At 33.1% G+C, this 25273-nt stretch carries 24 protein-coding genes; 19 read left to right on the top strand and 5 right to left on the bottom strand.

Translation table 11 applies throughout. The annotated features are described in order from the left end of the window. The first annotated feature begins 161 nt into the window (after window positions 1-161). The gene (locus tag BK011_07545; GenBank protein ID AUD65553.1) at window positions 162-1769 is read left to right on the top strand and encodes a hypothetical protein; all 1608 of its coding nucleotides are present in this window, start codon (window positions 162-164) and stop codon (window positions 1767-1769) included. A gap of 18 nt (window positions 1770-1787) precedes the next feature. Here the strand turns inward: BK011_07545 and BK011_07540 are convergent, their stop codons facing one another. The 3 genes from BK011_07540 to BK011_07530 are packed head-to-tail and all read right to left on the bottom strand — an operon-like array spanning window position 1788 to window position 3682. Then, complete coding sequence (locus BK011_07540; GenBank protein AUD65552.1) at window positions 1788-2534, bottom strand: hypothetical protein; 747 nt, start codon at window positions 2532-2534, stop codon at window positions 1788-1790. A gap of 9 nt (window positions 2535-2543) precedes the next feature. Then, on the bottom strand, window positions 2544-3122 hold the full coding sequence (locus BK011_07535) for a hypothetical protein (GenBank protein AUD65551.1): 579 nt from the start codon (window positions 3120-3122) through the stop codon (window positions 2544-2546). Continuing rightward, complete coding sequence (locus tag BK011_07530) at window positions 3119-3682, bottom strand: hypothetical protein (protein AUD65550.1); 564 nt, start codon at window positions 3680-3682, stop codon at window positions 3119-3121. Before BK011_07530 ends, BK011_07535 begins: the two co-directional genes overlap by 4 nt. Window positions 3683-3777: 95 nt before the next feature. On the opposite strand from BK011_07530, the gene BK011_07525 reads away from it, so the two are divergent. The 16 genes from BK011_07525 (at window position 3778) to BK011_07450 (ending at window position 18405) form a co-directional block, all read left to right on the top strand. Next, window positions 3778-5931, top strand: coding sequence for a hypothetical protein (locus tag BK011_07525; GenBank protein AUD65549.1), 2154 nt, complete (start codon window positions 3778-3780; stop codon window positions 5929-5931). A gap of 109 nt (window positions 5932-6040) precedes the next feature. Then, window positions 6041-6499: a hypothetical protein gene (locus BK011_07520; protein ID AUD65548.1), complete on the top strand. Its 459-nt coding sequence runs from the start codon at window positions 6041-6043 to the stop codon at window positions 6497-6499. After that, window positions 6499-8031: a hypothetical protein gene (locus tag BK011_07515; GenBank protein AUD65547.1), complete on the top strand. Its 1533-nt coding sequence runs from the start codon at window positions 6499-6501 to the stop codon at window positions 8029-8031. The genes BK011_07520 and BK011_07515 overlap by 1 nt, the downstream gene beginning before the upstream one ends. Continuing rightward, on the top strand, window positions 8031-8843 hold the full coding sequence (locus tag BK011_07510; GenBank protein ID AUD65546.1) for a hypothetical protein: 813 nt from the start codon (window positions 8031-8033) through the stop codon (window positions 8841-8843). Before BK011_07515 ends, BK011_07510 begins: the two co-directional genes overlap by 1 nt. A gap of 192 nt (window positions 8844-9035) precedes the next feature. After that, window positions 9036-9503 (top strand): NAD(P)H-dependent oxidoreductase subunit E, encoded by a 468-nt coding sequence (locus tag BK011_07505; GenBank protein AUD66166.1) that lies wholly within the window; start codon window positions 9036-9038, stop codon window positions 9501-9503. Beyond that, on the top strand, window positions 9490-9873 hold the full coding sequence (locus BK011_07500; GenBank protein ID AUD65545.1) for a hypothetical protein: 384 nt from the start codon (window positions 9490-9492) through the stop codon (window positions 9871-9873). Before BK011_07505 ends, BK011_07500 begins: the two co-directional genes overlap by 14 nt. Beyond that, window positions 9867-10295, top strand: coding sequence for a hypothetical protein (locus BK011_07495; GenBank protein ID AUD65544.1), 429 nt, complete (start codon window positions 9867-9869; stop codon window positions 10293-10295). The genes BK011_07500 and BK011_07495 overlap by 7 nt, the downstream gene beginning before the upstream one ends. Next, window positions 10288-10623, top strand: coding sequence for a hypothetical protein (locus tag BK011_07490; GenBank protein AUD65543.1), 336 nt, complete (start codon window positions 10288-10290; stop codon window positions 10621-10623). Before BK011_07495 ends, BK011_07490 begins: the two co-directional genes overlap by 8 nt. Then, on the top strand, window positions 10620-11300 hold the full coding sequence (locus BK011_07485) for a hypothetical protein (protein AUD65542.1): 681 nt from the start codon (window positions 10620-10622) through the stop codon (window positions 11298-11300). The genes BK011_07490 and BK011_07485 overlap by 4 nt, the downstream gene beginning before the upstream one ends. Then, window positions 11293-11814 (top strand): hypothetical protein, encoded by a 522-nt coding sequence (locus BK011_07480; GenBank protein AUD65541.1) that lies wholly within the window; start codon window positions 11293-11295, stop codon window positions 11812-11814. The genes BK011_07485 and BK011_07480 overlap by 8 nt, the downstream gene beginning before the upstream one ends. Then, window positions 11811-12182 carry a hypothetical protein gene (locus tag BK011_07475; GenBank protein AUD65540.1) on the top strand — a complete coding sequence of 124 codons (372 nt, stop codon included), beginning with the start codon at window positions 11811-11813 and terminating at the stop codon, window positions 12180-12182. Before BK011_07480 ends, BK011_07475 begins: the two co-directional genes overlap by 4 nt. A gap of 1 nt (window position 12183) precedes the next feature. Beyond that, the gene (locus BK011_07470; protein ID AUD65539.1) at window positions 12184-13992 is read left to right on the top strand and encodes an NADH dehydrogenase; all 1809 of its coding nucleotides are present in this window, start codon (window positions 12184-12186) and stop codon (window positions 13990-13992) included. Next, window positions 13992-15755 (top strand): hypothetical protein, encoded by a 1764-nt coding sequence (locus BK011_07465; GenBank protein ID AUD65538.1) that lies wholly within the window; start codon window positions 13992-13994, stop codon window positions 15753-15755. Before BK011_07470 ends, BK011_07465 begins: the two co-directional genes overlap by 1 nt. Next, a complete protein-coding gene (locus BK011_07460) occupies window positions 15745-16638 on the top strand; it encodes a hypothetical protein (protein AUD65537.1) in 894 nt (297 codons plus the stop codon). The genes BK011_07465 and BK011_07460 overlap by 11 nt, the downstream gene beginning before the upstream one ends. Before the next feature lie 9 nt (window positions 16639-16647). Then, the gene (locus BK011_07455; GenBank protein ID AUD65536.1) at window positions 16648-17379 is read left to right on the top strand and encodes a hypothetical protein; all 732 of its coding nucleotides are present in this window, start codon (window positions 16648-16650) and stop codon (window positions 17377-17379) included. 18 nt (window positions 17380-17397) lie between these two features. Continuing rightward, window positions 17398-18405: a hypothetical protein gene (locus tag BK011_07450; protein ID AUD65535.1), complete on the top strand. Its 1008-nt coding sequence runs from the start codon at window positions 17398-17400 to the stop codon at window positions 18403-18405. 50 nt (window positions 18406-18455) lie between these two features. Here the strand turns inward: BK011_07450 and BK011_07445 are convergent, their stop codons facing one another. Beyond that, window positions 18456-18845 carry a hypothetical protein gene (locus BK011_07445; GenBank protein ID AUD65534.1) on the bottom strand — a complete coding sequence of 130 codons (390 nt, stop codon included), beginning with the start codon at window positions 18843-18845 and terminating at the stop codon, window positions 18456-18458. Window position 18846: 1 nt separating this feature from the next. Further along, complete coding sequence (locus tag BK011_07440; protein AUD65533.1) at window positions 18847-21771, bottom strand: type I pullulanase; 2925 nt, start codon at window positions 21769-21771, stop codon at window positions 18847-18849. A 200-nt stretch (window positions 21772-21971) separates the two neighbouring features. Between BK011_07440 and BK011_07435 the strand changes: the two genes are divergently transcribed. Both BK011_07435 and BK011_07430 read left to right on the top strand, forming a co-directional pair. Beyond that, complete coding sequence (locus BK011_07435) at window positions 21972-23843, top strand: hypothetical protein (GenBank protein AUD65532.1); 1872 nt, start codon at window positions 21972-21974, stop codon at window positions 23841-23843. 13 nt (window positions 23844-23856) lie between these two features. Further along, on the top strand, window positions 23857-25242 hold the full coding sequence (locus BK011_07430; GenBank protein ID AUD65531.1) for a hypothetical protein: 1386 nt from the start codon (window positions 23857-23859) through the stop codon (window positions 25240-25242). Window positions 25243-25273 lie beyond the last annotated feature (31 nt).

Below are 25273 nucleotides of genomic sequence, written 5' to 3'. Positions count from 1 at the left end.
AACATTTTCAATTATAAAATATATATTCACAAATATATTACTTTTCTTTTCGCTTTTTTAAAGATAAGGCATTTATTGTTTATAAAGTGTAAATATATTTTTATATTCAAAACTAAAATGCTATAATAAAATTAATAAAAAATCATATTAAGGGAGACTTTATGAAACTAGATTATAAAAAGACGTTTTATGTGGGCTTAGCGTTTTTCATTATTACGATATTTTGGCAAACTTATGATAATATTATCGCTAAGATTATGATTGACAAGTTCGGTTTAAATCAAACGACTTCGGGGCTCGTCATGGCACTTGATAATATACTAGCATTATTTATGCTTCCAATATTTGGTGCTATTTCAGATAGATCGAATCATAAGAAAGGTAGAAGAACTCCTTTTGTGATTATAGGGACTGTTGTAGCTGCATTTGCATTTATGAGTTTATCGTTTATGGATAATATTCAAACAGCAAGAATTGAGCAAACAGAAATCATTGGATTATACGAAAATTATAAAGATAACGATGATCGAAAACTTGAGACTTTTTGGGCAACTCTTCTAGATGAGATGGATGAAGAACGACAAGCAAAAGAAGATGCAGGCGTTATTACTGCAAATGCCTATAATAGATTTAAGACAAATACGTATGATAAAATCAATCAAATTCTAATTGAAAACCCTGGTGAAGAATTAACAGTAGGGGATCTAGCATTTTTAAATGACTATTATCAAACCTATTTATCAACACTTGCATGGGAAGAAACAGTTCAAAGTCCATTTAATTTTATCGTATTTGTTAGTGTTCTATTGATTGCACTTATTGCAATGTCTGTATTTAGATCACCTGCTGTAAGCTTAATGCCAGATGTAACGATTAAGCCACTTAGAAGTAAAGCAAATGCGATTATTAATCTGATGGGTGCAGCCGCAGGGACAACATCGTTAGTTTTACTTACTGTATTAGGACTAGATGGTAGATCGTATGTTCATTATACGTTAGCGTTTGTTATCGTTGGCGTTATTATGTTATTTGTTTTATTGATTTTCTTATGGAAAGTCAAAGAACCAAAACTTGTACAAGAGAAAATAGAAGAAGAGTTAAGATTGAATCTTATTGAAGATGAAGATGAGACTCATGACATGAAACAACTGCCTAAAGATAAACAACGTTCACTCATTTTGATTTTAGCCTCAGTGTTCCTGTGGTTTATGGGATATAACGCGATTATATCAAAAGTATCAGATTATGTACCTCATGTCCTTCAAATCCCATCATTTACTTTACCTTTATTGGTTGCAAATGTCACAGCAATTATAGCTTTTATTCCTATTGGTATAATTTCAACAAAGATTGGACGTAAAAAATCAATTTTAATTGGTATTGTATTACTAACTATATGTTTTGGGGCAGCTTCCTTTGTTAATGAAGAAACAGGATGGATTATGTATATTGTATTTGGTCTAACTGGTATTGGATGGGCAACCATCAATGTTAACTCATATCCAATGGTCGTAGAACTTGCTAAAGGTTCTAACGTTGGTAAGTATACGGGTTACTATTATGCATTTTCTATGGCAGCTCAAATATTAACACCGATCTTATCTGGTGTTTTCATGGATTATGTATTTAGAACTAGACTTGTCTTATTCCCATATGCAACAATATTTGTCGCAGCAAGTTTCATCACAATGTTCTTAACTAAACATGGTGATGCAGCATTTATTCAAAAGAAGAGTTTACTAGAAAACTTCGATGTAGATATGGATTAAAAAAATGAGGTGCCAAAATTACTTTGGCACCTTTTTATTAGGTTTAAAATATTCGAAAACAACATTATCATAATGAGATTTAACAAAATCAAAATCTTTTTGTGATCGAGCGGCATAACTAATGATAGTTATGCCTTTTTTCTTTAATTTATCTAAATATTTATTTGGCATATCATAGATACCATAACTAATGAAATCTGGCTTTGTAAAGAGATTGAAAGCCATGCGTTTCATCAAAATTTTAAACAGTTTTGGCATTTTTTGATCAGATCTAAAAAACTCAGATATTTGTCCTCTAATGACATCTTTGTGGTGTTTCTTTAAATAATAAACAACTTTTGGATGAAAACTAAATACAGCATATTTACCAGTGTAGTTTTCCATAATCTTCATGAAGTTCACACATAACTTTTTTACGTTTCCATGAGGTTTTAACTCTATTAAAACTGGCACTTTGCCATCAATAAAATCAAGTGTGTCTTTTAAAGTAGGAATAAACTCACTATTTTTTAATTTAAAATGCTTAAGTTCTTGATATGTGATTTCATCAAGTGTTTGATCAATTCCAAATAATCGACTCAAATTGTAGTCATGAAAAACGACAACTTCACCATCTTTGAGTAGGTTAATATCAAACTCAATACTATACCCTTGTTCTATTGCAAGTTTAAATGACTCTAGAGAATTCTCAGGAACAGTTTGATCTAGTGTATGTAATCCTCTATGAGCGATTAAGTTTTCTTTAAGCCAAGTTAGATCTTTCATCATGCACCTCTATAGTATTAAGTATGTAGCAATGCCTAAAAGTGCTGATAACAGAATAATCTGAACAGGACTTGATTTTTTTCGTAAAAATCCAAATAAAAACACAACGACTAAAATGATTAAGTTTTTATAATTAAATCCAGAAAAGTTGAAAATAACTTGTGATAAGTTGACATTTGGAAATATACCACGAATAAACAAACCGATGGATACAGTTAAAATAAGTCCTATAACAGCAGGCTTTAAGCCCTTAAAGGCCTCATTAACAATTCTTGAATTCAAAAATTTACTACCTAAAGAAGCAATAAGAAGAATAATGATGAAGCTTGGAAGTGCGACACCAATGGTTGCTGCTACAGCACCTAAAACACCTAACTCATGAGTCCCAATAAAAGTTGCCATATTGATTGCAATCGGTCCTGGTGTCGATTCTGCGATACCGATGAAATCATAAAGTAATGTTTCTGGAATATAACCACCACCAACAATTTCTTGTTCGATGAGTGGAATCATCGCGTAACCACCACCAAAAGTGAAGAGGCCAATTTTAAAAAACATCCAAAATAGGTTCAAAAATTCTAAAATCATACTGTTTTCGCTCCCTTCAAACTCTCAACATATCCAAAGATGATTGCTAAAAGAGCGCTTGCTAATAAAATATAAATCACACTAATTTCGGTGAACATGGATACAATAATGGATGCAACCAAGATGGCTACTGAAAACAATGTAAAGTGGATTTTTTTCGATAGTTTTAAAGCTGCTTTAAAAATCAATACTGCTACACCAGCTTGAATGCCATAAAACGCATATGCTACAATTGGATTTTCCTTAAACTCAATGATAAATAAAGAAATGATTGAAATAATGATAAAAGAAGGGAGGATAACCCCCAATGTTGCGAGTAAACTACCTTTGAATTTTGCAATCTTATAGCCTATGAAAGTTGCCGAGTTAATCGCAAATACACCTGGTGTTGACTCAGAAATAACCAATATTTTTAATACATCTTCATCATCGACCCAATTTTTATTATGAACCACTTCGCGACGCATGATTGGCATCATCGCCAATCCACCACCAAAAGTAAGCGCACCTATCTTAAAAAAGGTCCAGAAGAGTTCCCATAAGGTATGTTGTTTTTTCATTATGTCCACCTCTTTTACTTTAGTTATTATAACATATTTTATCTATGATAAACATAATCTATGTTATAATACTTTTGCAAAGGATGGTATGCGGCATGAAATTTATAAAAATATTTTTTTTAGTCACATTATTACTTGTATTTCAAGGGTGTGAACAAGTATCAAATCCACAATTAGGTATGCCCAAAATAAATGGACTCAGCAATGTTGAATATACGATTGGTGATGTAATCCCAAACTATTTGGAAGGTGTTACAGCAGAAGACTATTTGGGTACACCTATTTTAGACATTACTGTGGATGATCAAGAAGTTAATTACAATCTAGAAGGCACATATAATGTATATTATAAAGTAGAAGATACATATGGCAGTAAAATTACTGCAAGTATCAAAGTTTTTGTCAGTGAACCAACACAGATCATTGACTATAATCCGCCATATTTCGAAGGTATAAAATCATTTAATTATTATATTGGTCAAGAGGTTATTGACTATCAAGCAGAAATTAAAGCTTATGATACCCTCGATGGTGATATAACCGCTGATATTATTTTTGATGGTGAAGTAGATTTTGAACAACCAGGTGTTTATGAAATCACTGCTACTGTCTATGATTCTTCTGGAAACAAAAGAATAGAGCGATTTAGCGTCTTTGTTTATGATAATGAGGCACCTGTTATTTCTGGATATAACCGTATATATCATTACATTGGCAGTGGAGCACCAGACTATATGAAACTCATTAGTGCGCATGACAATGAAGATGGCGATATTACACATGTTATCACGATAAATGATGAAATGGTTGATCTTAATACAGTAGGCTCTTATCCGCTTTATTATAAAGTGATTGATTCATATGGTCATGTGATTGAACAAGTGGTTGCTGTTCAAGTTGATTATAACGATCAATCAGTTGATATAGATGATTTAAATGTATTTTATATCAATGATACACATGGATCAATTTTGGAAAACAATGAAGAAATGGGTTTAGCTAAAATTGGAAATGTGATTTTAGATGAATACGATAAAAATCCTTATGAAACACTATTTTTAAGTGGTGGTGATTTACTTCAAGGAAATATTTTATCTAATTTTTATTATGGTGCATCGATGATTGAGATGTTTAATTATATGAATTTAGATGTCTTTGTTGTAGGCAATCATGAGTTTGATTGGGGTTTGGATACAGTTGTCGAGTATTTTGATCCTAGTACTTTAGGCACAAAAGCAGAATATCCATTACTTGCTGCAAATCTCTTTTATAAAGATACAGAAACAAGACCTGATTTTATAGATGCATATGCAATTATTGAAAAAGGAGATTTAAAAATAGGTGTGATTGGAACGATTGGTGCAGGACTAGAATCATCGATTGCTAAAAGTAGGGTAGAAGATTATGAGTTTCAAAATCCTACCTACTGGACTGAGTACTATACCGATGTTTTAATCGATGAGTATCAAGTTGATGCTGTGTTTGCAATTAATCATGGTAATGATAACTACTATAATATGACAGTAAGTACCAATGGAAATATTAATGGTATATTTAACGGCCATTCGCATTCCAATGTTACATCTGATGTAAATGGTGTACCACTCATTCAAGCATCGTCGAATGCTAGAGTTTTAGGATTTTTATCATATAGTGTTGATGAAACGAATAAACTTTCATTAGATCATATTGATAATTTAGTTGCAAATGATGATATAAGACTACAAACTCCACATCCGGGACTTGATGCACTCATTCAAACGTATGTTAATCAAATTGAACCACTACTAAACGAAGCAATTTTATACTCATCTCAAAGTTATGATCGAACGATTCTAACTGAGTTTATGGCTGAAGTCATGAGAAAAGCAGCTGACGCGGATGTTGGTGTTCACAATAGTGGCGGTACTAGAGATTCACTAGTTCAAGGACAAGCGATTACTGTTGCTACAACTTATAAAATTTTCCCATTTGATAATCAAATCATATCTGTTTATATTAAAGGTAGTGAAGTCATTAGTTTGTTTAATAATTCAAGTCTTAAATACAGTTTAAGATCCGGTCTCAATGAAAACGACATTGACCCAAATAGTTATTATTGGGTATCTACTAATGATTATGTTTTTGGAAATTATGATGAATTTCAAGTTTATGAAGATATTTATTTCCCAGGAATTGTTGATCGTATCGCTTTTGAAGATGAACTTAGAGAGCGTGCAGAAACAACAACTGAGTTTGTTATAGATTAATAAATTAATAAAGGCGAATCGCTTTTATTTTTTTGCATATCATTGCAAACGGTTTCATAAAAAATATTATGTTATAATATGAGTAGATTATTATGGAGGATTATGCACTATGGTACCATCATTTGAAAAAAGAGTTAGAGCCTTTGCCATTGACACATCTGCGGTGTCCTTATTTATTATATTATCCTTGTTTTTAGGAGAGTATTATAAACCCTTACCTTATATAGTTTCAGGTGTCGCTTTTTTAGGTTTTTACTTTATACCTTATTTATCTAAGAAAACACATGGCCAAACACTCGGTAAAAAAGTTCAAAGAATCCAAATTGTAAAGATAGATGACTCAAAAGCAGAACTATGGAGATTGTTTTTAAGAGATGTCTTTAAACTAGGGGCAAGCATTTTAACATTTGGTATTTACTTAATCGTTGCTTTCTTTGTGATGTCGGATAAAACCAGCAGAACCATCCATGATTATATATTTAAAACAAAAGTCATTGATTTAGAAAAGCCAACAGGGAAATTTGAGGCATTTAACAAAACAGAGTCGATGAGAAAAAGAGGTTTCTAATGAAGAAAATAATTATTTTTATGATACTGATTTCGATGAGCTTTGGACTCATTGCTTGTCAAGATGAACCAATAGATCCAATCGATCCGGTTGATCCATATGATTTTGAAGAAATCAACCCATTACAAGATGTATATTATCAAATCTTTGTAAGAAGTTTTGCAGATAGTGATGGAGATGGTATTGGCGATTTAAATGGTATTACACAAAACCTTGATTATTTAGAAGAATTAGGGATAACAGCTTTATGGCTATTACCAGTTCATCCATCTCCTTCTTACCATGGATACGATGTTACTGATTATTATGATATCAATAGTGACTATGGAACTATGGAAGACTTTGAAAACTTACTAACTGCTGCAAACGAAAAAGATATTAAAATTGTTATGGATTTAGTGATTAATCATACTTCTGATCAACATCCTTGGTTTAAAGACGCAATCAGTAGCACATCAAGTCCATATAGAGATTACTACGTCTTTAATAATGGTACTCCATATTCATATTTTGTTGGCGGTATGATGGATTTAAATTTTGAAAACCCTGAGGTCATTGACGAAATTTATAATATTGTAGATTTCTACTTAGCAAAAGGTGTTCATGGGTTTAGATTAGATGCTGCAATGCATTTTCTCGAAGGCATTAATGCTGATTGGGAAAACACTTTGTTCTTATTAAATCTTAAAGCACATATGGAAAGAGACTACCCAAATAGTTATATACTTCCAGAAGTATTTGTTCCTCAATATAGTCTAATATCTGATTATTATATTGGGTCCGATTCATTATTCAACTTTTATTTTAGAGGGGAAGTCCTTGATAAAATAGGTATGCAAAATAGCAGGTTTAATTTTGTCGACAATTTAAATCGTGCCTATAACACATTTAGAGAAGTGGATCCGGAATTTATTGATGCACCTATTTTAGGTAACCATGATGTTGATAGAATTGCTTCTTCACAAGGATTTATCAATCAACCTGAAAAGCTTGCTTTGGCAGCTAGAGTCTTAATGACTCTACCAGGGAATCCGTTTATTTATTATGGGGATGAACTCGGGATGAAAGGATATAGATACGAAGGTATGAACATACCAGGTTATGGCGTTGTATATGATGAATATCGTAGACAACCATTTATGTGGGGTTCTCCAACATATGAAACTTATTGGCTACCAAGTGATGGATCAAATGATCATACAGCAGATTTAGAGACTCAAAAAACTGATCAAACTTCACTTTATAACACATACAAAACAATGATTGAACTTAGAAAAGAAAATCCGGCTTTAATGTATGGGAATTATTTTGAACCATATGTCAATAATGTATTACAAATTCAAGGATATGTAAGATATTATGAATACGAAGACTTTAAGCAAGCAGTTCTAGTGTTACATAATATGACACCTGATGCTTTTGAAGTTAGTGTTGAATACTTAGAGTTTATTTATGGAGATAGCCTTAACATTGATGGATATGGCACAATCATTTTAGAAATAGACCCTGACTTGATTGAGGATTATATCTAATGTTTATTGTCAAATATTTCAAGTATGCAGTTGACTATCCCAATTTTTTTGAACATGCTAAAGAAAAAGGATGGAAAGTATTTATATTTTTTATCTTACTGAGTTTAATCAGTCTATTTCCTATGAATCTACTTATAGTACAAGAAGATGGTTGGAAACTTGATTTTATTGAACAAAGTTTTATATCTGAAACACCAGATTGGCAACTACCTGATGAATGTAATATCATTGCAAATGAGTTTATTTGTGAAACTGAAACTGTATATAATTATGAACATCGAGGCGTCAAATACGTATTTAACATTCAAACCGAAACATACGATGAAAGTGACGAAAAATCAATTTTATTTATGAAAGATAGGGTTGTTTATACAAACGGTGAAGGTGCATATATGATTGGCTATGATTACAAGGGGTTTGACGACAGTTTAAGTTTTAGAAGCTTAAACTTAGCCACCGGAGAAGATCGTGAAAGCATGTATGAAACTTTTGGTGAATCTATAGAAACAAGCTTTGGGAATTACATTATTTTATATACATTGTTGGTTAATATTGGAACAAGTATTGGATTATATGCATTTTTCGTACTCGTGATGAGTCTTGTGATACAGTTGTTTAGATTCGGATACTCAAGCTTTTTGACTTTTGGACAAACAATGAAGATGGTCGTTTTTGCAATGGGCCTACCAAGTATAATCAGTTTTATTGTAGGATTTGTTGAACCAACGTTTGCACCAGTTGTTTTTCAATTTGGTATTGGAATCATCCTTATGGTAGTTATGTTAAAATATGGTAAAAAAACATTTAAATAGTTGAAAAAAGAGCATTTATAAATATTAGTGCTCTTTTTTTTCGATTTTATTTCGAATCGGAAAACGCTATCATAACGATTTTCAAAGCAAATTGCTTGACTTTATAAAAATTATGTTATAATTGAGTCGTAAATTACGACTCGTTAAGGAGACATAAAAATGAATAAAGAAACTCATTTCTGTAAAGAAAAAATGGAACTTTTTTATACACGTTTAGAGGAACACAAATCTAAACCAGGTCCGTTAATGCCAGCACTTCATGATGCTCAACATATTTTTGGATATATTCCTTTAAGCATTCAGAAGATAATTAGTAAAGAACTTGGAGAAAGTGTAGCGAAAATCAACGGTGTTGTATCATTTTACAGCAATTTTTCTGTTACACCTAAAGGTGAACATGAAATCAGTGTTTGTTTAGGTACAGCATGCTATGTCAGAGGATCTAAAAACGTCTTAGAAACATTTGAGCAAGAACTAGGCATAAAAGATGGTCAAACAACTAAGGATGGTAAAGTCACATTGTCTTCTTCAAGATGTATTGGGGCATGTGGGTTAGCACCTGTTTTTTCTGTAGATCAAGCAATTCATGGTAGTGGTACAGTAAGTAAGGTTAAAGATATCATGAAAGAAATGAAAGAAGATCATCATGAAGTTAACTGAAATTATAAATAAGTATGAGTGTCATGTTTATCATGAAGAAGCCTTTATGGATAAGGATATTGAATTTGCGTTTTGCTCAGATTTGATGAGTGATGCTCTTGTGATTATGAACTCAGTTAAGGATGATCGAATTCTAGATCATTCTATCTTGATTACAGGACTTGCTACACAACAATCTATAAGAACTGCTGAAATGCTTGACGTGAATGTTGTCTTACTTGTCAGAGGGAAAATACCTTCAGATAAAGTCATTCAACTTGCACTGGAGTCTAATATCATTTTGATTTCAACAAGTTATACCATGTTTAATATTAGTGGTATGATGTATCAAGATGGCATTAGAGGTATTAAATACGATATACAATGGTAGAAAAAGAATACCAAATCATAGCTAAAAACTATGAGTTAGCAGGTAGAGCTTCATCAGACATTAAAAAATGGCTGAAGCAATTAAATATTGATAGATCTTTACTTAAAAGGATTTGTGGATCATGCTATGAGGCAGAGATTAATGTTGTAATTCATTCGGTAGGTGGATACATGACTTTTACGCATTATGAAGAGAGTCACTTTGAAGTCAATGTGTATGATGATGGTCCTGGTATATTGGATATTGATCTTGCCATGACTGAAGGATACAGTACTGCAACCGAACATGATCACATGAATGGTTTTGGTGCCGGAATGGGACTATCTAATATGAAAAGATTGTCAGATATTATGGAAATTAATTCAAGTCCTGAAGGTACACATATTCGTATGATTTTTATCGTTGGTGATAAGTATGTATAAAGTTAAAGATATGCTTAGTTCTAATTATGAACTTATTACAAATAGGGAGACAATGAACAATGAGTTTCAAGGTGTTTATGCAACTGATTTATTAAGTTCCGCAATAAAACATATGAAACATAAAGAAGCTTTGATCACTTTAATTACTTCACAAACAACCATTTCATTAGCTGTTATGCTTGATGTTGAGTTGGTGATTATCGTCGATAACCAAGATGTTGAACAAAAATTTATTGATAGAGCAAACACAGAAAACATCGCACTTGTAAAAACAGCATATATGACACATGAAGTGATCATTGATTTATTCCAAAGAGGATTTATATGAAATATGCATATGATCTACATATTCATAGTGTATTATCTCCTTGTGCTGATGTGCTGATGACACCGCATAATATATTTAATATGGCAAAAATCAAAGGACTAGACATCATAGCTGTTACGGATCACAACTCCTGCAAACAACTTGAAATATGCGATGAAATATCAAAAAGTTATGACATGCTTTTTATTCCTGGCATTGAAGTAACTGTTAAAGAGAACTTTGATGTTCTATGTTATTTCAAAACAGTAAATGATGCATTAAGTTTTGATGAAAAACTAGAGCCATATAAAGTAAAAGAAACATACGATGTTGATTTATTTGGCAATCAAGAAATTACTAATATTTATGACGAAATCATCGATACTTATCCATATTTATTAACAAATCCAATGGATATATCTATTTTTGAGTTAATTAAAATACTGAAAACATACGATCACTTATTGGTTTTTGCTCATATTGATCGAAAATTTCGATCAGGTATAAAGTATCTAGATCAAGTTAATGTAGATGCTGTCGAATACAAGTTTAAAAAACCAGATGATCATAAACAGATATATATGTTTAATTCAGATGCGCATCAAATTATTGACCTGTTAGAAAAAACAGATCAAAATACGATCGAAATTGAAAAACTAGATATAGATCATTTTTTTAGGTACTTTAATCATGACTAATTTATCAGATTATATTTATGACCTTTGTCAAAACTCAATCCATGCAAAAGCAAATACCATTATCTTAACCCTCTCTCTTTCTAATGTTTTAACGATTATCATTCAAGATGATGGTATAGGCATGGATCAAGAAGCATTAGATAAAGTCACAAACTTCAATTATACAACGAATAAAAACCGTAGTGTTGGTTTGGGATTATCAATGATCTATGATTTAGTTAATCAAACAGAAGGATCATTTGAGCTCAAATCAAAAAAAGATCATGGAACAACTTTAAGATTAACATTTAATCATCAGCATATTGATTTTCCAAAATTTGGGAATTTTGGAAGTATCATTTCAGATTTATATATGTATGAAGACTTGACAAACATTAGATTATATATAAAAAATGGACAATTCTACATGTTTGATTTAAAGCAAATTTTATCCAAAGAGAAAACTGTCGGTATAAAAAAATATATCGAAGAAAATATTAATCAAAAACTAAGAAATATAGGGGTAGACATATGAAAACTCTAGACGAACTAAAAAAATTAAGAGATGAATCACTAAAAAAGATGACAATGAGAGATGTCAAAGACGGATTTAGAATTCAAGTTGGTATGGGCACATGCGGCATCGCAAGTGGCGCAAGACCAGTCATGAATGCTTTTTTAGAGCAAGTTGAATTTCACGATTTAAAAAATGTTACAGTAACTCAAGTAGGATGTATGGGTGAATGTGCTTATGAGCCCATGGCAGAACTCATAGATGAATCTGGTCAATCATATATCTACTGTAGTTTAACCATACCAATGGTTAGAGAAATCGTTGATAAACATATCATGAATCACCAACCAGTGACAAGATATTTATTATCGAATAGAAAGGGTGTATGACATGTTAGAACGTACTCAAGTCCTCATTTGTGGAGGCACTGGATGCATGAGTTCACAATCAAAAGAAATCAAGAAAGCTTTTGAAGAAGAACTGACCTTACTTGGAATTAAAGAAGAAGTTGGTCTGGTTTTAACAGGCTGTTTCGGTCTTTGTGAAAGAGGACCGGTTATTGTTGTTTATCCAGATGAAACATTTTACGCGCATGTTAAAGTCAGCGATGTAAAAGCCATTTGTGAAGAACATTTGTTAAAGGGTAGAGTTATTGATCGCTTACTCGTGAAAAACCCTTTGGATAAAGGTAAGATTAAGCAAATGAGTGAACTTAAGTTTTACTCTAAACAAAAACGAATTGCACTTAGAAATTGTGGACAAATCAATCCGCTAGATATCAAAGAATATATCGCAAGAGATGGTTACTTAGCGTTGGGGAATATTCTTTCAGAAATGACTCCAGAAGATGTCATTAAAGAAGTTACTGATTCAGGTTTAAAAGGCCGTGGGGGCGGAGGCTTTTTAACTGGAAAAAAATGGATGTTTGCAGCACAATCAGAAAATGATACTAAATTTGTGATTTGTAACGCTGACGAAGGTGATCCAGGTGCTTTTATGGATCGTGCTATTTTAGAAGGTGACCCTCATTCTGTAATCGAAGCAATGGCCATTTGTGGTTATGCAATTGGATCAAATCAAGGATATATCTATGTTAGAGCTGAATATCCAGTTGCAGTAGAAAGATTGAAACATGCAATAGAAGAAGCTAGGTCCTACAATCTATTAGGAGATAATATATTTGATTCAGGTTTTAGCTTCGATATAGATATTCGCTTAGGCGCTGGTGCATTTGTTTGTGGTGAAGAAACTGCACTCATTAAGTCAATTGAAGGCTATCGTGGGATGCCAGTATTAAAACCTCCATTCCCAGCAATCAAAGGATTATGGGGATATCCAACAAACGTTAATAACGTTGAAACATTTGCCAATATTCCAGTGATTTTCTTAAAAGGAGCCGATTATTTTAAATCCATCGGAACTAAAAACTCATCAGGCACAAAAGTGTTTGCTTTAGGTGGGAAAATTAATAATACAGGTCTTGTTGAAGTTCCTATGGGAACGACACTTCGTGAAGTCGTTTATGAAATCGGTGGAGGTATACCAAATAAACGTAAATTTAAAGCTATTCAAACAGGTGGTCCATCTGGTGGATGTATTACAGAAAAAGATTTAGATACACCGATTGACTTTGAAAACTTAACCAAATTAGGGTCTATGATGGGCTCTGGTGGGATGATTATCATGGATGAAGATAACTGTATGGTAGACGTTGCTAGATTTTATTTAGATTTTACAGTTGATGAATCATGCGGTAAGTGTACACCTTGTCGTGAAGGTACAAAACTGATGTTAGACATCTTAAATAGAATTTGTGATGGAAATGGAACCCTAGATGATATTGATGAACTTGAAAGACTTGGTGAAATGATCCAAAAAACATCATTATGTGGGCTAGGTCAGACTGCACCAAATCCGGTACTATCAACTTTAAAGCATTTCAGAGAAGAATATATTGCACACGTTGTTGATAAATCATGTCCTGCTGGTGTTTGTAGAAATCTAACGAATTATGTGATCGACGATAGTTGTATTGGTTGTACAAAATGTGCTAAGAACTGTCCGGTCAATGCAATTTCTGGATGGCCAAGACAAGTTCATACAATAGATCCAGAGCTATGTATTCAATGTGGAGCTTGCAAGAAAGCATGTCCAGTAGGTGCTATATCTAGTCAACCCTTAGAAAGAGGTATCATATAATGGATAAAAAAGTTAAAATAAATATTAATGGTATCGATCTTTTAGCAGATCAGGGAGATACAATCTTAAAAGCAGCAGAAAAAAATGATATATTTATTCCGCGTTTATGCTTTCTAAAAGACGTCCATGAAGAAGGCAATTGCCGTATTTGTTCTGTAAAAGTTGAAGGACAAAAAAACTTGAAACCTTCATGCAAAACGATAGTTGAAGAAGGCATGAAGATTATTACTGATGACCAAGAGATTTATGACAATGTGACTTTAAATCTTGAACTTTTAACGCATAGACACCAGTTTGAATGTTTTAAGTGCTCTAGAGAAAATAATTGTGAATTTTTAGATTTACTTAGAAAGTACTCAATCGATAACGAATATACAAATGCTTATGGTCCATGTGATTTAGATTTTTATCATTATCAAGATGATTCAAAAGTGATGGTTATTGACAGTAGCAAATGTATTTTATGTGGACGATGCGTATCTGCATGTGAAAAATATAGTGGATTGTCAGTGCTTAGTTTTAATGAACGTGGTAATAAGACATATGTTGGTCCAGCACTATTTCACGATATTGCCGATAGCGGCTGTATCTATTGTGGTAAATGTATTGGGGCATGTCCAACTGGAGCGATCAAAGGATATGATTATATTAAGCAGATGGAAAGAGATTTAAGAGATCCAAACAAAAAAATCGTCGTCCAAGTTGCTCCAGCAGTTAGAGCTGCTCTTGGAGAAGAATTTGGTTATCCAATTGGTACAAATGTTGAAGGTAAAATGTTTTCTGCACTTAAAAAACTAGGTGTTGATGAAATCATGGATACAAACTTTACAGCTGATTTAACCATTATGGAAGAGGGTACTGAACTCATTCATAGATTAGAAACAGGTGGAAAGTTTCCAATGTTTACTTCATGTTCACCTGGATGGATTAATTTATTAGAATTGTACTATCCAGAGTTTATCCCTAATCTATCTTCATGTAAATCACCTCAACAAATGGCAGGTGCTTTGATTAAGACATATTATGCTGAAAAAATGGAAGTAGATCCTAAACATATAGTGTCTGTTTCTATCATGCCTTGTATTGCAAAAAAAGCAGAAGCAAACAGAGAAGAAATGGGTAGAGATGGATATAGAGATGTTGATTATGTACTAACAACAAGAGAGTTTGCTAGATTGATTCGAAGAAGAGGTATTGATTTTCAAAATCTTGAAGATAGTAAACCCTATGGTATGCTTGCATCATATACAGGCGCTGGAACCATATTCGGAGCTACAGGTGGTGTAATGGAAGCTGCTCTTAGAACGGTGAGCGAAATTTTAGAAAACAAATCTACACCAGTTGAGTTCAAACAAGTCAGAGGAAATGCCGATATCAAAGAAGCAACATATAGAATTGCAGATATGGATTTAAATGTTGCTGTTGTTCATGGTGGAGTTGCAATTCTAGAATTCTTAGAAATGATAAAGCAAAATCCAAACAAATATCATTTTGTTGAATTTATGGGCTGTACAGGTGGATGTATCAATGGAGGTGGACAGCCTATTGTTAAAGCCATCGATCAAGAAAAATATGATGTCAGAGCCTTAAGAGCTGGTGTTTTATATGATATTGATGAGAAACATACGTTAAGAAAATCTCATCAAAATGAGTTCGTCTTAAAACTATATGAAGAATTTTTAGAAAAACCTTATTCTAAGAAAGCTCATGAACTACTACATACAAACTATCAAAAGAGAGAAGCTTACAGTGATGTTGAATAAATGTTTGATGATGATCTTTATAGGCATGACAACTATTATGCTATCATCATGTAAACATGAAGACATACAGATGATTGTTCCGGCAGGTTTGCCGCAACTTGCTCAATTATACATGCAAGCAAGTGATGACTATGACATCACAATCGTAGAAGGTGCTGATCCACTTGTTGCCGCATTTGGATCAGCATCTTACGATGTCATTATTGCACCAACAAACTTAGGTGCTAAACTTTACGATTCAAAACCAGATTATCAACTCGTAGCGAGTATTACTTGGGGTAGTTACTATTTAGTTAGCAAGACAAGCATTGATGAGATGGATCAACTTGATATTGTTGCCTTTGGAAAAAATCAAATACCAGATGCGATCATGCAATATGTATTAGAGGGTTTAGAATTTGATTTTGAAATTAGTTATTTAGATAGTTTAAGTTCAGTTGTTAGTGAATTTGTTTTAGACGGAAGTAAAGTTTATTTAATGAGCGAACCTCAATTGAGTGTTGTTGCATCAAGTAACACATCACTTGATATATTTGATCTTCAAGCTGCTTATGAAACACTAACTGGGTATGAAGATTTTCCACAAGCAAGTGTGTTTGTGCATCATACTTTAAGTGATCAAGCTGTTGAAGATATAAAAGCGGATTTTGAAAATTCTATTCGTTTGCTTAATGAAGATCAAGAAGCATCTGCTCAATTAGCCATAGAGCTTGGTGTAAGTATAGATAAAGAGGTTATTATTGCTTCCATACCAAGATCTAACATTGAGTTTAAAGATAGTTTAGATGCAAAAGGTGACATTATCTTTTTCTTAGGATTACTCAAAGGGTTTAATCCGAATTTTGTTGGAGAAGACTTACCTGATGACAATTTTTATAGATAGAAGGATACTATGAAAAAAGGACTTATAAAAACATCATCAATTATGTTTATATTTTTGATATGGTTGATTATATATGAGGTTGTTAGTCATCCTCTTTTAGTGCCATCATTTTCACAAGTGCTTCAGGCCTGGATTGAAATGTTGAGTCACAAGATATATATCACAAGTTTTGCGTCCTCTTTTTTCAGACTATTTGTTAGCATCTTTTTTTCTAGTCTATTTGGAATATGTTTAGGTATCTTGGCTGCTAGGTTTTCAAATGTTGAAACATGGATCAAGCCATATGTGACTATATTGAAAACAGTTCCTATCATATCAATTATTATTATTTTATACATTCTCTTTGGTTATGTATACGCACCCTACATCATTGTCTTTTTAATGGTTTTTCCGCTTTTTTATCAAGCAACATATCAAGGTATCTTAGGTATTGATCAAAGTTATCTTGATGTTTTTCATTTAGAAACCGATGAACTAGGATTAAGTGTTAAACATGTATATCTACCTTTTATAAGAGATCATGTCATTTTAGCTTTGTATCAGTCGTTTGGTTTAGGGTTCAAAGTACTTGTTACATCAGAGTTTATCACTCAAACGACTACGTCAATTGGTAATCTATTATACCAAGCGAAAACAAATTTAAGATATGATCTTGTTTTTTCGATAACCATCGTCATGATATTGATAACAGTTGCTTTTGAAGTTATTTTAAAGTATTATAAGCATAAACACGATATCTAATCAAAAAGGGTGGTATATGTGAAAATCACTGACTATTTCAAACCAAAAACAATGGTTTACACAGGAGAACATGTAGAACAACAAACAAAAATTAATCGGTTTGTTTATCACAAAGATCGATTTGACAAGTTTGATGATTTGAAGATTGATCAGGATCAACAGTATATACAAGTCATAGGACTTAACGATATTAAAGTCATGGAAAACATTAAAGAAATGTTTTCCATTGATGCATTTATTATGGAAGATATACTTAATGTACATCAAAGAAATAAGATTGAATATGGAGATGACTATATTTTTGCGAGTTTTTCATTTTTTCATACAGACGAAAAAACATTAAGAAAAAGATACATGAGTATATATGCTAGTAAAAATGTTGTCTTTTCTTTTCATGAAAAAGAGCCTAATTTCTTGGCTCCACTAGAAGTGCTTATCAAAGAATATCACGAATTAAAAACCAATCAATCAGATTTTATGTTTTATCAGATACTTGATTTAATCACAGATGATCACTTAGATATCTTAGATGATTTAGAAGATCAAATGAATGAATTTGAAGAGCAAATTATTGAGGCAAAGCAAATTGATGAAGAAGCTTTTTATGTTCTAAGAAAAAGAGTGATTCAACTTAAAAATATGACAAGCCCTATATATGATCAACTCAGTGGTTTACTTACAAAGCAACATCCAATGATGAACAGTCATGTCAAATCTTATTATCATGATTTGATTGACCATATGAGTAGACTTGATCAAAAGTTAAATCATTTGAAGGATATGATGAGAACATTACTCGATTTGAATATGAATCATCAATCAACACGAATGAATAAGATTATGTCAACCTTAACGATATTTTCAGCAATTTTTATACCATTATCATTTTTAACAGGATTTTTTGGGATGAATTTTGTACATTTTGGCGTTTTAGCATATGAACATGCGGTCATCATATTTATTTCTGTTTGTCTGCTTGTCGCAGGTATGATGGTATATATCTTTAAAAAACATAAATGGTTTTAATAAAAGAAAAGGGAACTTCAACCGAAGTTCCCTCATTTATTTAATTAAGCTTATTCATCGATTGTTAATTGATTGATGTTCAATGCTAATCCAGGATTTTCCATCGATCGATTGATATCAAATACAATTGAACCATAACTGATATCTTCATTATCAAAGCTTGCTTGTGAATTATAGAAGTAAATCATCATCGTATAAGCAGAAGCACCAATGCTTTCAAAGTTTTCTTCGTAAAGTTGACTAGAAACATTATAAGCAATTTCTTCAAGTTGTGATAATTCTTTGAAATCTTCAGTAACAATCACATGAGCAATGATCTCATCTGATGTCATACTTTGATCAATGATTGTAACTTCGATATCGATAGGTTTGTTATCTCTACATGCGGCTAAAGTCACCAAAGTTGCGATTAAAACAAATATTGTTAATAATTTTCTCATTTTATTCACCACTTCCTTCATTGAGTGTTACATTGTAGTATTGTCCACCTACATATAAAGTGTAGAAATATAATTGATACCCGGTATAAGGACTTTGAACAGCAATTGTAATAGTATATCTACCAGGAACATCTACATCATGATAATTAGAATAATAAATATCTACACTGTCATTTAAAACCTCGACATTTGAGGCAGGATCAAAACTTGCACCCTTTTCAATAGTCACTGATGTTTCTTTAATTTCGATTGCATCACCTAGTTCCTCAACTAAAATCATAGTTGTATTTGCAGGTACATATACAGCATTCGATATCGTTTCAATACCATTGATGTTAGCCTCAATTGAATTTGTTAATACATTGTAAGTTTTACCAGCATCTAATGTAACACCAGTAATTCCATATCGAGGATTACCTGAATGAATAACGATGACATCTGGAGCATTTGTACCACCAGTAATTCTATATGCTAAACCTTGCATACCAGCATCAGTATCTAAGAACTCTAAGTTTGCAAGTATATCTGCAGCACTATTCATTCTAAAGTGAGGTAGTGCTTTTCTTATATTAATAAGTGTTTGATAATACTCAAATACTCGATAGTATTCAACTTTTCGATCCCATCTGATTTGATTGACACTATCAGGTGATTCATAAGAGTTGTGATCATATCCACCAGCACCGTCTGGTTTTGATCGCATGATTTCAACCCCTGCATGCAAGAAAGGAATACCTTGAGATGTTAAGATGATTGCGTTTGCTTGGATTTGCAGTTCATCGATTAAGCTTCTTGAAACATTTGTTAACCTAAATTTATCATATAGAGTGTTGTTATCATGTGCGGATACGTAGTTAATTGTTTGATTTGGATTTAAATGCCAAGGATCAAATTGATTGATACCTGGGTAATCAATACCACCTACAATACCGTATTTGATGCCATCATAATTATATGCTGATACGTTTCCTTGTACCCATCCAGCTTCACCTGACTGAAATACGGATCCTTTGACAGCATCTCTAGTTATATCATTGAATGCACCAACATTATTCATGTTTCTTATATTAGTCTTACCAGCATCAATGCTTTGTGGAAGTGGTGTTGATCCACCATTCCATGGCTCACCATAAACAACAATCGTTGGATCAATTTCTTCTAACATAGCTTGAATTTCATTCATCGTTTCATAATCATGAAGTGCCATTAAGTCAAATCTAAATCCTGATAAGTTATACTCTGTTGCCCAAAATTCAACCGAATCAACCATGAATTTTCTCATCATTGCACGTTCTGAAGCTGTTTCATTACCAGTTCCTGAACCATTAGAGAAACCACCTTCTTCAGTTAGTCTATGGTAATAACCAGGAACGATTTTATGAAAATTCGATGTTGCTGATTCACCTGTGTGATTATAAACAACATCCATGATGACTCTCATATCTTTTTCATGAAGTGCCATAACAACTTGTTTAAATTCGTTGATTCGAGTTGCTCCATCAAATGGGTTTGTAGCATATGATCCTTCTAATGTGTTGAAATGATAAGGCATATAACCCCAATTAAAAACGTTTTGATAATTTGGGTTATTTGCGACTTCAACTTCATCAACGTAACCAAAATCAAAGATTGGAAGAAGTTGAACAGCATTTACCCCAAGCTCTTCCATATGATCCAACCCAGTTTTAACAGTTAATCCATCATCTGTATAAGTCGTACCAGATTCAGTTAACCCCATGAACTTTCCGCGATAAGATTCTGTGCCATTCCATGAGCTATGAGAGGTTAAATCTCTAACATGAAGTTCATAAACAATATAATCTGTTAAGTTTTGAATATTATTAGGACGATCATCGTATGTCCAGCCTTCAGGATTAACTTCATTGAAATCTACGATCATACCTCTTTGGCCGTTTGCGCCAGTTGAATAAGCATATGGGTCAGTAACTTCAAAAGTTTGTCCATTGTTATTTACTGTAAATGTATAGTATTTAAAATCATAATCACCAGTAAGTTTAATTTCCCAAGCTCCATTTTCGATTTTATACATCGGCTCAGACTCAAATGGTGTAAGTTCAGCGTTTGGTTCACCTGAGTCATTGTAGTTTGGATGACCTTGATGATATAAGTTTAATGTAACTGATTGACTCAAAGGTGCCCATAATCTAAAGATTGTATATTCATCTTCAAAACTAACACCTAATGTGCCTTCATAAGTATATAGATTTTCAAAAGCCTCTGTATCATAAATGTTTTGAAGAGAAACGATTTGTTCGCTCTCATTATCTGCGAATTTTGCAACTACAGAGTAAGTTTTTGAAATATCAATATTAGGAACAGTAATTGTCGTCGTTGTTGTTGTCGTTGTTGTTGATAAAACAAGAATATCATTTTCAAACACATCAATACCTAAAGTAGGTACAGTTGTTGTTTTTATGACAATTTGTTCGTTTGCATTAAACGCAGCTGTCAATATTTTATCTCGATAATCAGGGATATTATTATCCAAATCTGCTTGAGATGTACCAATTCTAATATCGCCCTCAACAAAATAAGCATGAGCGACTCCATTAACGACCTCAATAGTGTTTAAATCGATAAAACGATCTCCACCCGGTTCGCGATAGCCATCCCAGCTTCCTTTTCTAATGATAATACCTAACTCAGTAGCATCAGTATAATCATTTGCTAAATCTACTTCATAATAAACACCATAGTCACCAGTGTTTTGTGGATCAAAGTCATGTTCGATTCCACCACTTGATACAGGTTTACTTTCCCACATCCAAAAATCATATCCAGTGTAATTTTGATCATATCTATAATAATGTACAACAAGAGTTGTTGGTAGTTCTGCAGCAACAGAAGTTATACCTATTGTAAAAATTGAAAATATGACGAGTAGCATTGTAATTATTTTTTTCATCTTTATGCCTCCTTATATTTTAAATATAACATGTAACATGAGTAAAATGTTTATATAATGATAGCGATTACAAAAGGAAAACGGTTGCACAATTGCGTCAAGTCTAAAGCGTTTACATTATTTCATTTATTGTGATAAAATCAAAGTGTTCAAGAATTGATTAGAATTCTTAATAAAAAATTAGGAGGAAGAAGAATAAAATGAAAAAAATATTTTTGGCATTCGTTCTTATCTTTTCCGTATTTGCACTATTTGGAGTAGATTCATTAGCTGCAGGTACTGGTAACTTAGTTGTACATTTCCAGTCTTGGGATGGCGACTATGAAGGATTAGGATCACATGCTTGGGGTGACACTGCTGCTGGTAGACTTTATGATGGCACTGATAGTTTTGGTGTTTATTATGAATTTAACGAAATCGCAGTTGGAACCGAAGTAGGGTTTATTGCTGTTTACTGGAAAGATGGCGGTCCAGATTGGTCGGCTAAATTAACTGAAGATGTTAATATTGCTGCAGATACAATTATTGAAGGTGAAACTGTTCATGTATATGTATTCGAAGGTGCCAAAACAGGTAAAACTGATGGCGTGATCACTGATCCACAATATTTTGTTGCATCTAACGACCATTACAATATGCTTTTAACTTATTATGATCCATCTGGAAGCTATGAAGAAAACTTAGGTGTTCATGCTTGGAATGGTTGGGTTAATGATGCTGAGAAGTATGGTACTGACTTTGGTGTTTGGGCAACTCCTGCGTTAGTATTTAGTACTGCTGGTAAAACTGCAAGCGGAAATGAAGTTAAAGCTGCTATGCTTCAATCGACAGCTCCTGATGCTGGATTATTAGTATATGCTGGTGATGATGCAACTAAGAAAACTGGCGATGTTACATTAACTAGTGCATTATCAGATACACCTGCTTTAGGTGACACTGGCGTAGCTTATGTATTGAGTAAAGGTGATGCATATACAGCTGGAGATAATGTTTATTATAATGATCCTGCTACATTTGCTTTAGAAGCATTCTCATTTACTTTAATGGCTTATGATGCTGAAGATAAAGAAGGTACTTATGCTGTTGATCCAACGACGATCATCGTTAAGACAAGTGCATTAGTAACTAACCCTTATCCATTGGCAGCAAACGATGCTGAAAAAGAAGCTGCAATTGCAACTGTTGAAAGTTGGTTTACTGTACGTGAAATCACAGGTACAGAAACATATGGCGATCCATTAAGTATTGAACGAGTTGACTTTGCGGTTAATAATGCTACGATTAATTCATTTGTTATTATTTTAGCTGAAGAGTTAGATAACACTAAAGATTATGAAGTATTCTTCAACTTAAATTTACCAGAAGAAACATTAGCTGTTGCTAAAGATGTTGCTGTAACTTTAAATCTTACAGTACCGGCAAATACACCTGTTGATGCAGTGATGAGTGTTGCTGGATCATTTAATGGATGGACTCCTGGTACAGTTGATTATGTTGCAACTCAAGTTGGTGATACTTTAGAATATACGCTAATGTTTAATGTAAGTGTTACTGAACCATATACTACATTTGAATACAAATGGACTCGTGGTGAATGGGCAAATGAAGAATTTATTGCAAACAATCGTAAATTAGTAGTACCTAATAATGTTGATTCAATTTCATTTGATGATGAAGTATTAGCTTGGGCTGATATCGATGCTCCAGCTGAAAAATATGCTGAGCCAACAAGAGAAGCAAAAGAAAATCTTAAAGCTTCTATCGTATTAGATTTAGATAGAGAAGCTCCTGTTATCGTATTTATTTCTCCATCAAGTGTTGTTGGAGTTGATCCACAAGATAGAATCATTGAAGTTGCTTGGGGACAACCGTTTAATCAAAACTTATTCCCAAGATTTAGAGCTACTGATGACCGTGATGGTGACTTAACACCATTCATATTCGTTCCAAAAGGTGATTACTCAGTATTAGATACTAGAACTGAAGGCGATTATGAAATTATGTTACGTGTTGTTGATGAATGGGGTAATGTTACAGAAGAAACATTCATCTTCAGAGTAGTTAAAGGGTAAGGGAGGCTATATCATGAAAAAAATTCTATTAATTTTATTTGTTTTATTAGGGGGCTTAACTCTTGCTGCATGTAATAATGACGATCCAGATGATCCAGTAGATCCAACAGATCCTGAGAATAATGGTGAGTTAATCGATTTTGCTGACAGATTCACTCAAAAATCTAAAATCCGTGTATGGATTGATGATGAAAATGGTGAATATATGGAAGCAGTAATTGCTGAGTTTAACAAATTATATCCAAATATCGTTGTTGAACATGAACATATGGGTAGCGTTGACGCTCGTGAATTATTAAAGACATTTGGTCCTTCAGGAAATGGTGCTGACGTATTCCAATTCCCACATGACCACTTAGCACAAGCTGTTTTAGAAGATTTGGTTTATCCACTTCCAGAAGCAACTCGTACTGCACTTGAAGCACGTTCAGCAGAACTAGGTCTTCAAATTGCGACTTTAACTTATGACGAATCAGCAAACTCATTTGATCCATCAAGTCCAAATGCTGTTGAAAGATTATATGCAGTACCAATGTCATTAGAATCAATTGGTTTATATTACAACACTGATTTAATTGATACACCTGCTACTACATTTGAAGAGATCTTTGCTGCAGCTGACATTTGGAATGCTGCACCATCAGCTGGTGATGCAACAAGAACTAATGCTGAAGCTGGTTTATATTATTTAGGAACATCAAACCACTGGGCTGATAGTTACTTCAATCAAGCGATTTATTCAGCATTTGGATTCTATCCATTTGGTGCAAACTTAGATGACCCATCTGCTGTAGGATTTGCTAATGCAGTTCCTGCATTGACATGGATGAAATCTGAACTTCAACCTCGTACAACTGGTACAGGTGGTTCTCATAACTCAATTAGTGCTGGCGGTAACTTTGAATTAGGTAAGATTCCTTATATTATTGCAGGTCCATGGAATATTGAAGCATATAATAAAGCGGGCGTGAATTTTGCAATTGCTCCAATGCCAACAATTGAAGTTAATGGCGTTGACAAAGCAACTCAAACATTTGCTGGCGCACAAATGGCTGCAGTTTATAAATATTCAGAAAATAGAGAAGATGCAATTAAATTTGTAGAATTCTTAGCTTCTGATATCGCTATGGAATTAATGTATGAATATAAAGGTAAATTACCAGCACTTAAGACTGAACTCTTAGGAGACATCGAAGGTGTAAGTACTGATACATTATTATTAGCTATGGCTGATCAATTACAAACTTCAGTTCCAATGCCAACAATCCCACAAGTAACTTATTACTGGGGACCAGGTGAAACTATGGTTATTGAAGTATGGAATAACGGAGTTGCTCCTGCAACAGCAGCTGCTACAGCTGAACAATCATATAGAACTCGTGTAGGTCTAGCTGGTTAATAATTTCAAAATAATTTATTTAAAAACTATG

Source organism: Tenericutes bacterium MZ-XQ (assembly GCA_002838205.1).
Taxonomy (GTDB): Bacteria; Bacillota_I; Bacilli_A; order Acholeplasmatales; family Acholeplasmataceae; genus Mariniplasma.
The sequence above is the reverse complement of the archived record's forward strand: the minus strand, read 5'-3'. Positions and strand labels throughout refer to the sequence as shown.

Coding starts and splice junctions, on each gene's coding strand:
- BK011_07540 (AUD65552.1), bottom strand. CDS start 2,534: ATGAAAGATCTAACTTGGCTTAAAGAAAACTTAATCGCTCATAGAGGA.
- BK011_07485 (AUD65542.1), top strand. CDS start 10,620: ATGAAATATGCATATGATCTACATATTCATAGTGTATTATCTCCTTGT.
- BK011_07515 (AUD65547.1), top strand. CDS start 6,499: ATGAAGAAAATAATTATTTTTATGATACTGATTTCGATGAGCTTTGGA.
- BK011_07430 (AUD65531.1), top strand. CDS start 23,857: ATGAAAAAAATTCTATTAATTTTATTTGTTTTATTAGGGGGCTTAACT.
- BK011_07480 (AUD65541.1), top strand. CDS start 11,293: ATGACTAATTTATCAGATTATATTTATGACCTTTGTCAAAACTCAATC.
- BK011_07455 (AUD65536.1), top strand. CDS start 16,648: ATGAAAAAAGGACTTATAAAAACATCATCAATTATGTTTATATTTTTG.
- BK011_07510 (AUD65546.1), top strand. CDS start 8,031: ATGTTTATTGTCAAATATTTCAAGTATGCAGTTGACTATCCCAATTTT.
- BK011_07520 (AUD65548.1), top strand. CDS start 6,041: ATGGTACCATCATTTGAAAAAAGAGTTAGAGCCTTTGCCATTGACACA.
- BK011_07525 (AUD65549.1), top strand. CDS start 3,778: ATGAAATTTATAAAAATATTTTTTTTAGTCACATTATTACTTGTATTT.
- BK011_07440 (AUD65533.1), bottom strand. CDS start 21,771: ATGAAAAAAATAATTACAATGCTACTCGTCATATTTTCAATTTTTACA.
- BK011_07530 (AUD65550.1), bottom strand. CDS start 3,682: ATGAAAAAACAACATACCTTATGGGAACTCTTCTGGACCTTTTTTAAG.
- BK011_07465 (AUD65538.1), top strand. CDS start 13,992: ATGGATAAAAAAGTTAAAATAAATATTAATGGTATCGATCTTTTAGCA.
- BK011_07445 (AUD65534.1), bottom strand. CDS start 18,845: ATGAGAAAATTATTAACAATATTTGTTTTAATCGCAACTTTGGTGACT.
- BK011_07500 (AUD65545.1), top strand. CDS start 9,490: ATGAAGTTAACTGAAATTATAAATAAGTATGAGTGTCATGTTTATCAT.
- BK011_07475 (AUD65540.1), top strand. CDS start 11,811: ATGAAAACTCTAGACGAACTAAAAAAATTAAGAGATGAATCACTAAAA.
- BK011_07505 (AUD66166.1), top strand. CDS start 9,036: ATGGAACTTTTTTATACACGTTTAGAGGAACACAAATCTAAACCAGGT.
- BK011_07545 (AUD65553.1), top strand. CDS start 162: ATGAAACTAGATTATAAAAAGACGTTTTATGTGGGCTTAGCGTTTTTC.
- BK011_07490 (AUD65543.1), top strand. CDS start 10,288: ATGTATAAAGTTAAAGATATGCTTAGTTCTAATTATGAACTTATTACA.
- BK011_07435 (AUD65532.1), top strand. CDS start 21,972: ATGAAAAAAATATTTTTGGCATTCGTTCTTATCTTTTCCGTATTTGCA.
- BK011_07470 (AUD65539.1), top strand. CDS start 12,184: ATGTTAGAACGTACTCAAGTCCTCATTTGTGGAGGCACTGGATGCATG.
- BK011_07495 (AUD65544.1), top strand. CDS start 9,867: ATGGTAGAAAAAGAATACCAAATCATAGCTAAAAACTATGAGTTAGCA.
- BK011_07460 (AUD65537.1), top strand. CDS start 15,745: ATGTTGAATAAATGTTTGATGATGATCTTTATAGGCATGACAACTATT.
- BK011_07535 (AUD65551.1), bottom strand. CDS start 3,122: ATGATTTTAGAATTTTTGAACCTATTTTGGATGTTTTTTAAAATTGGC.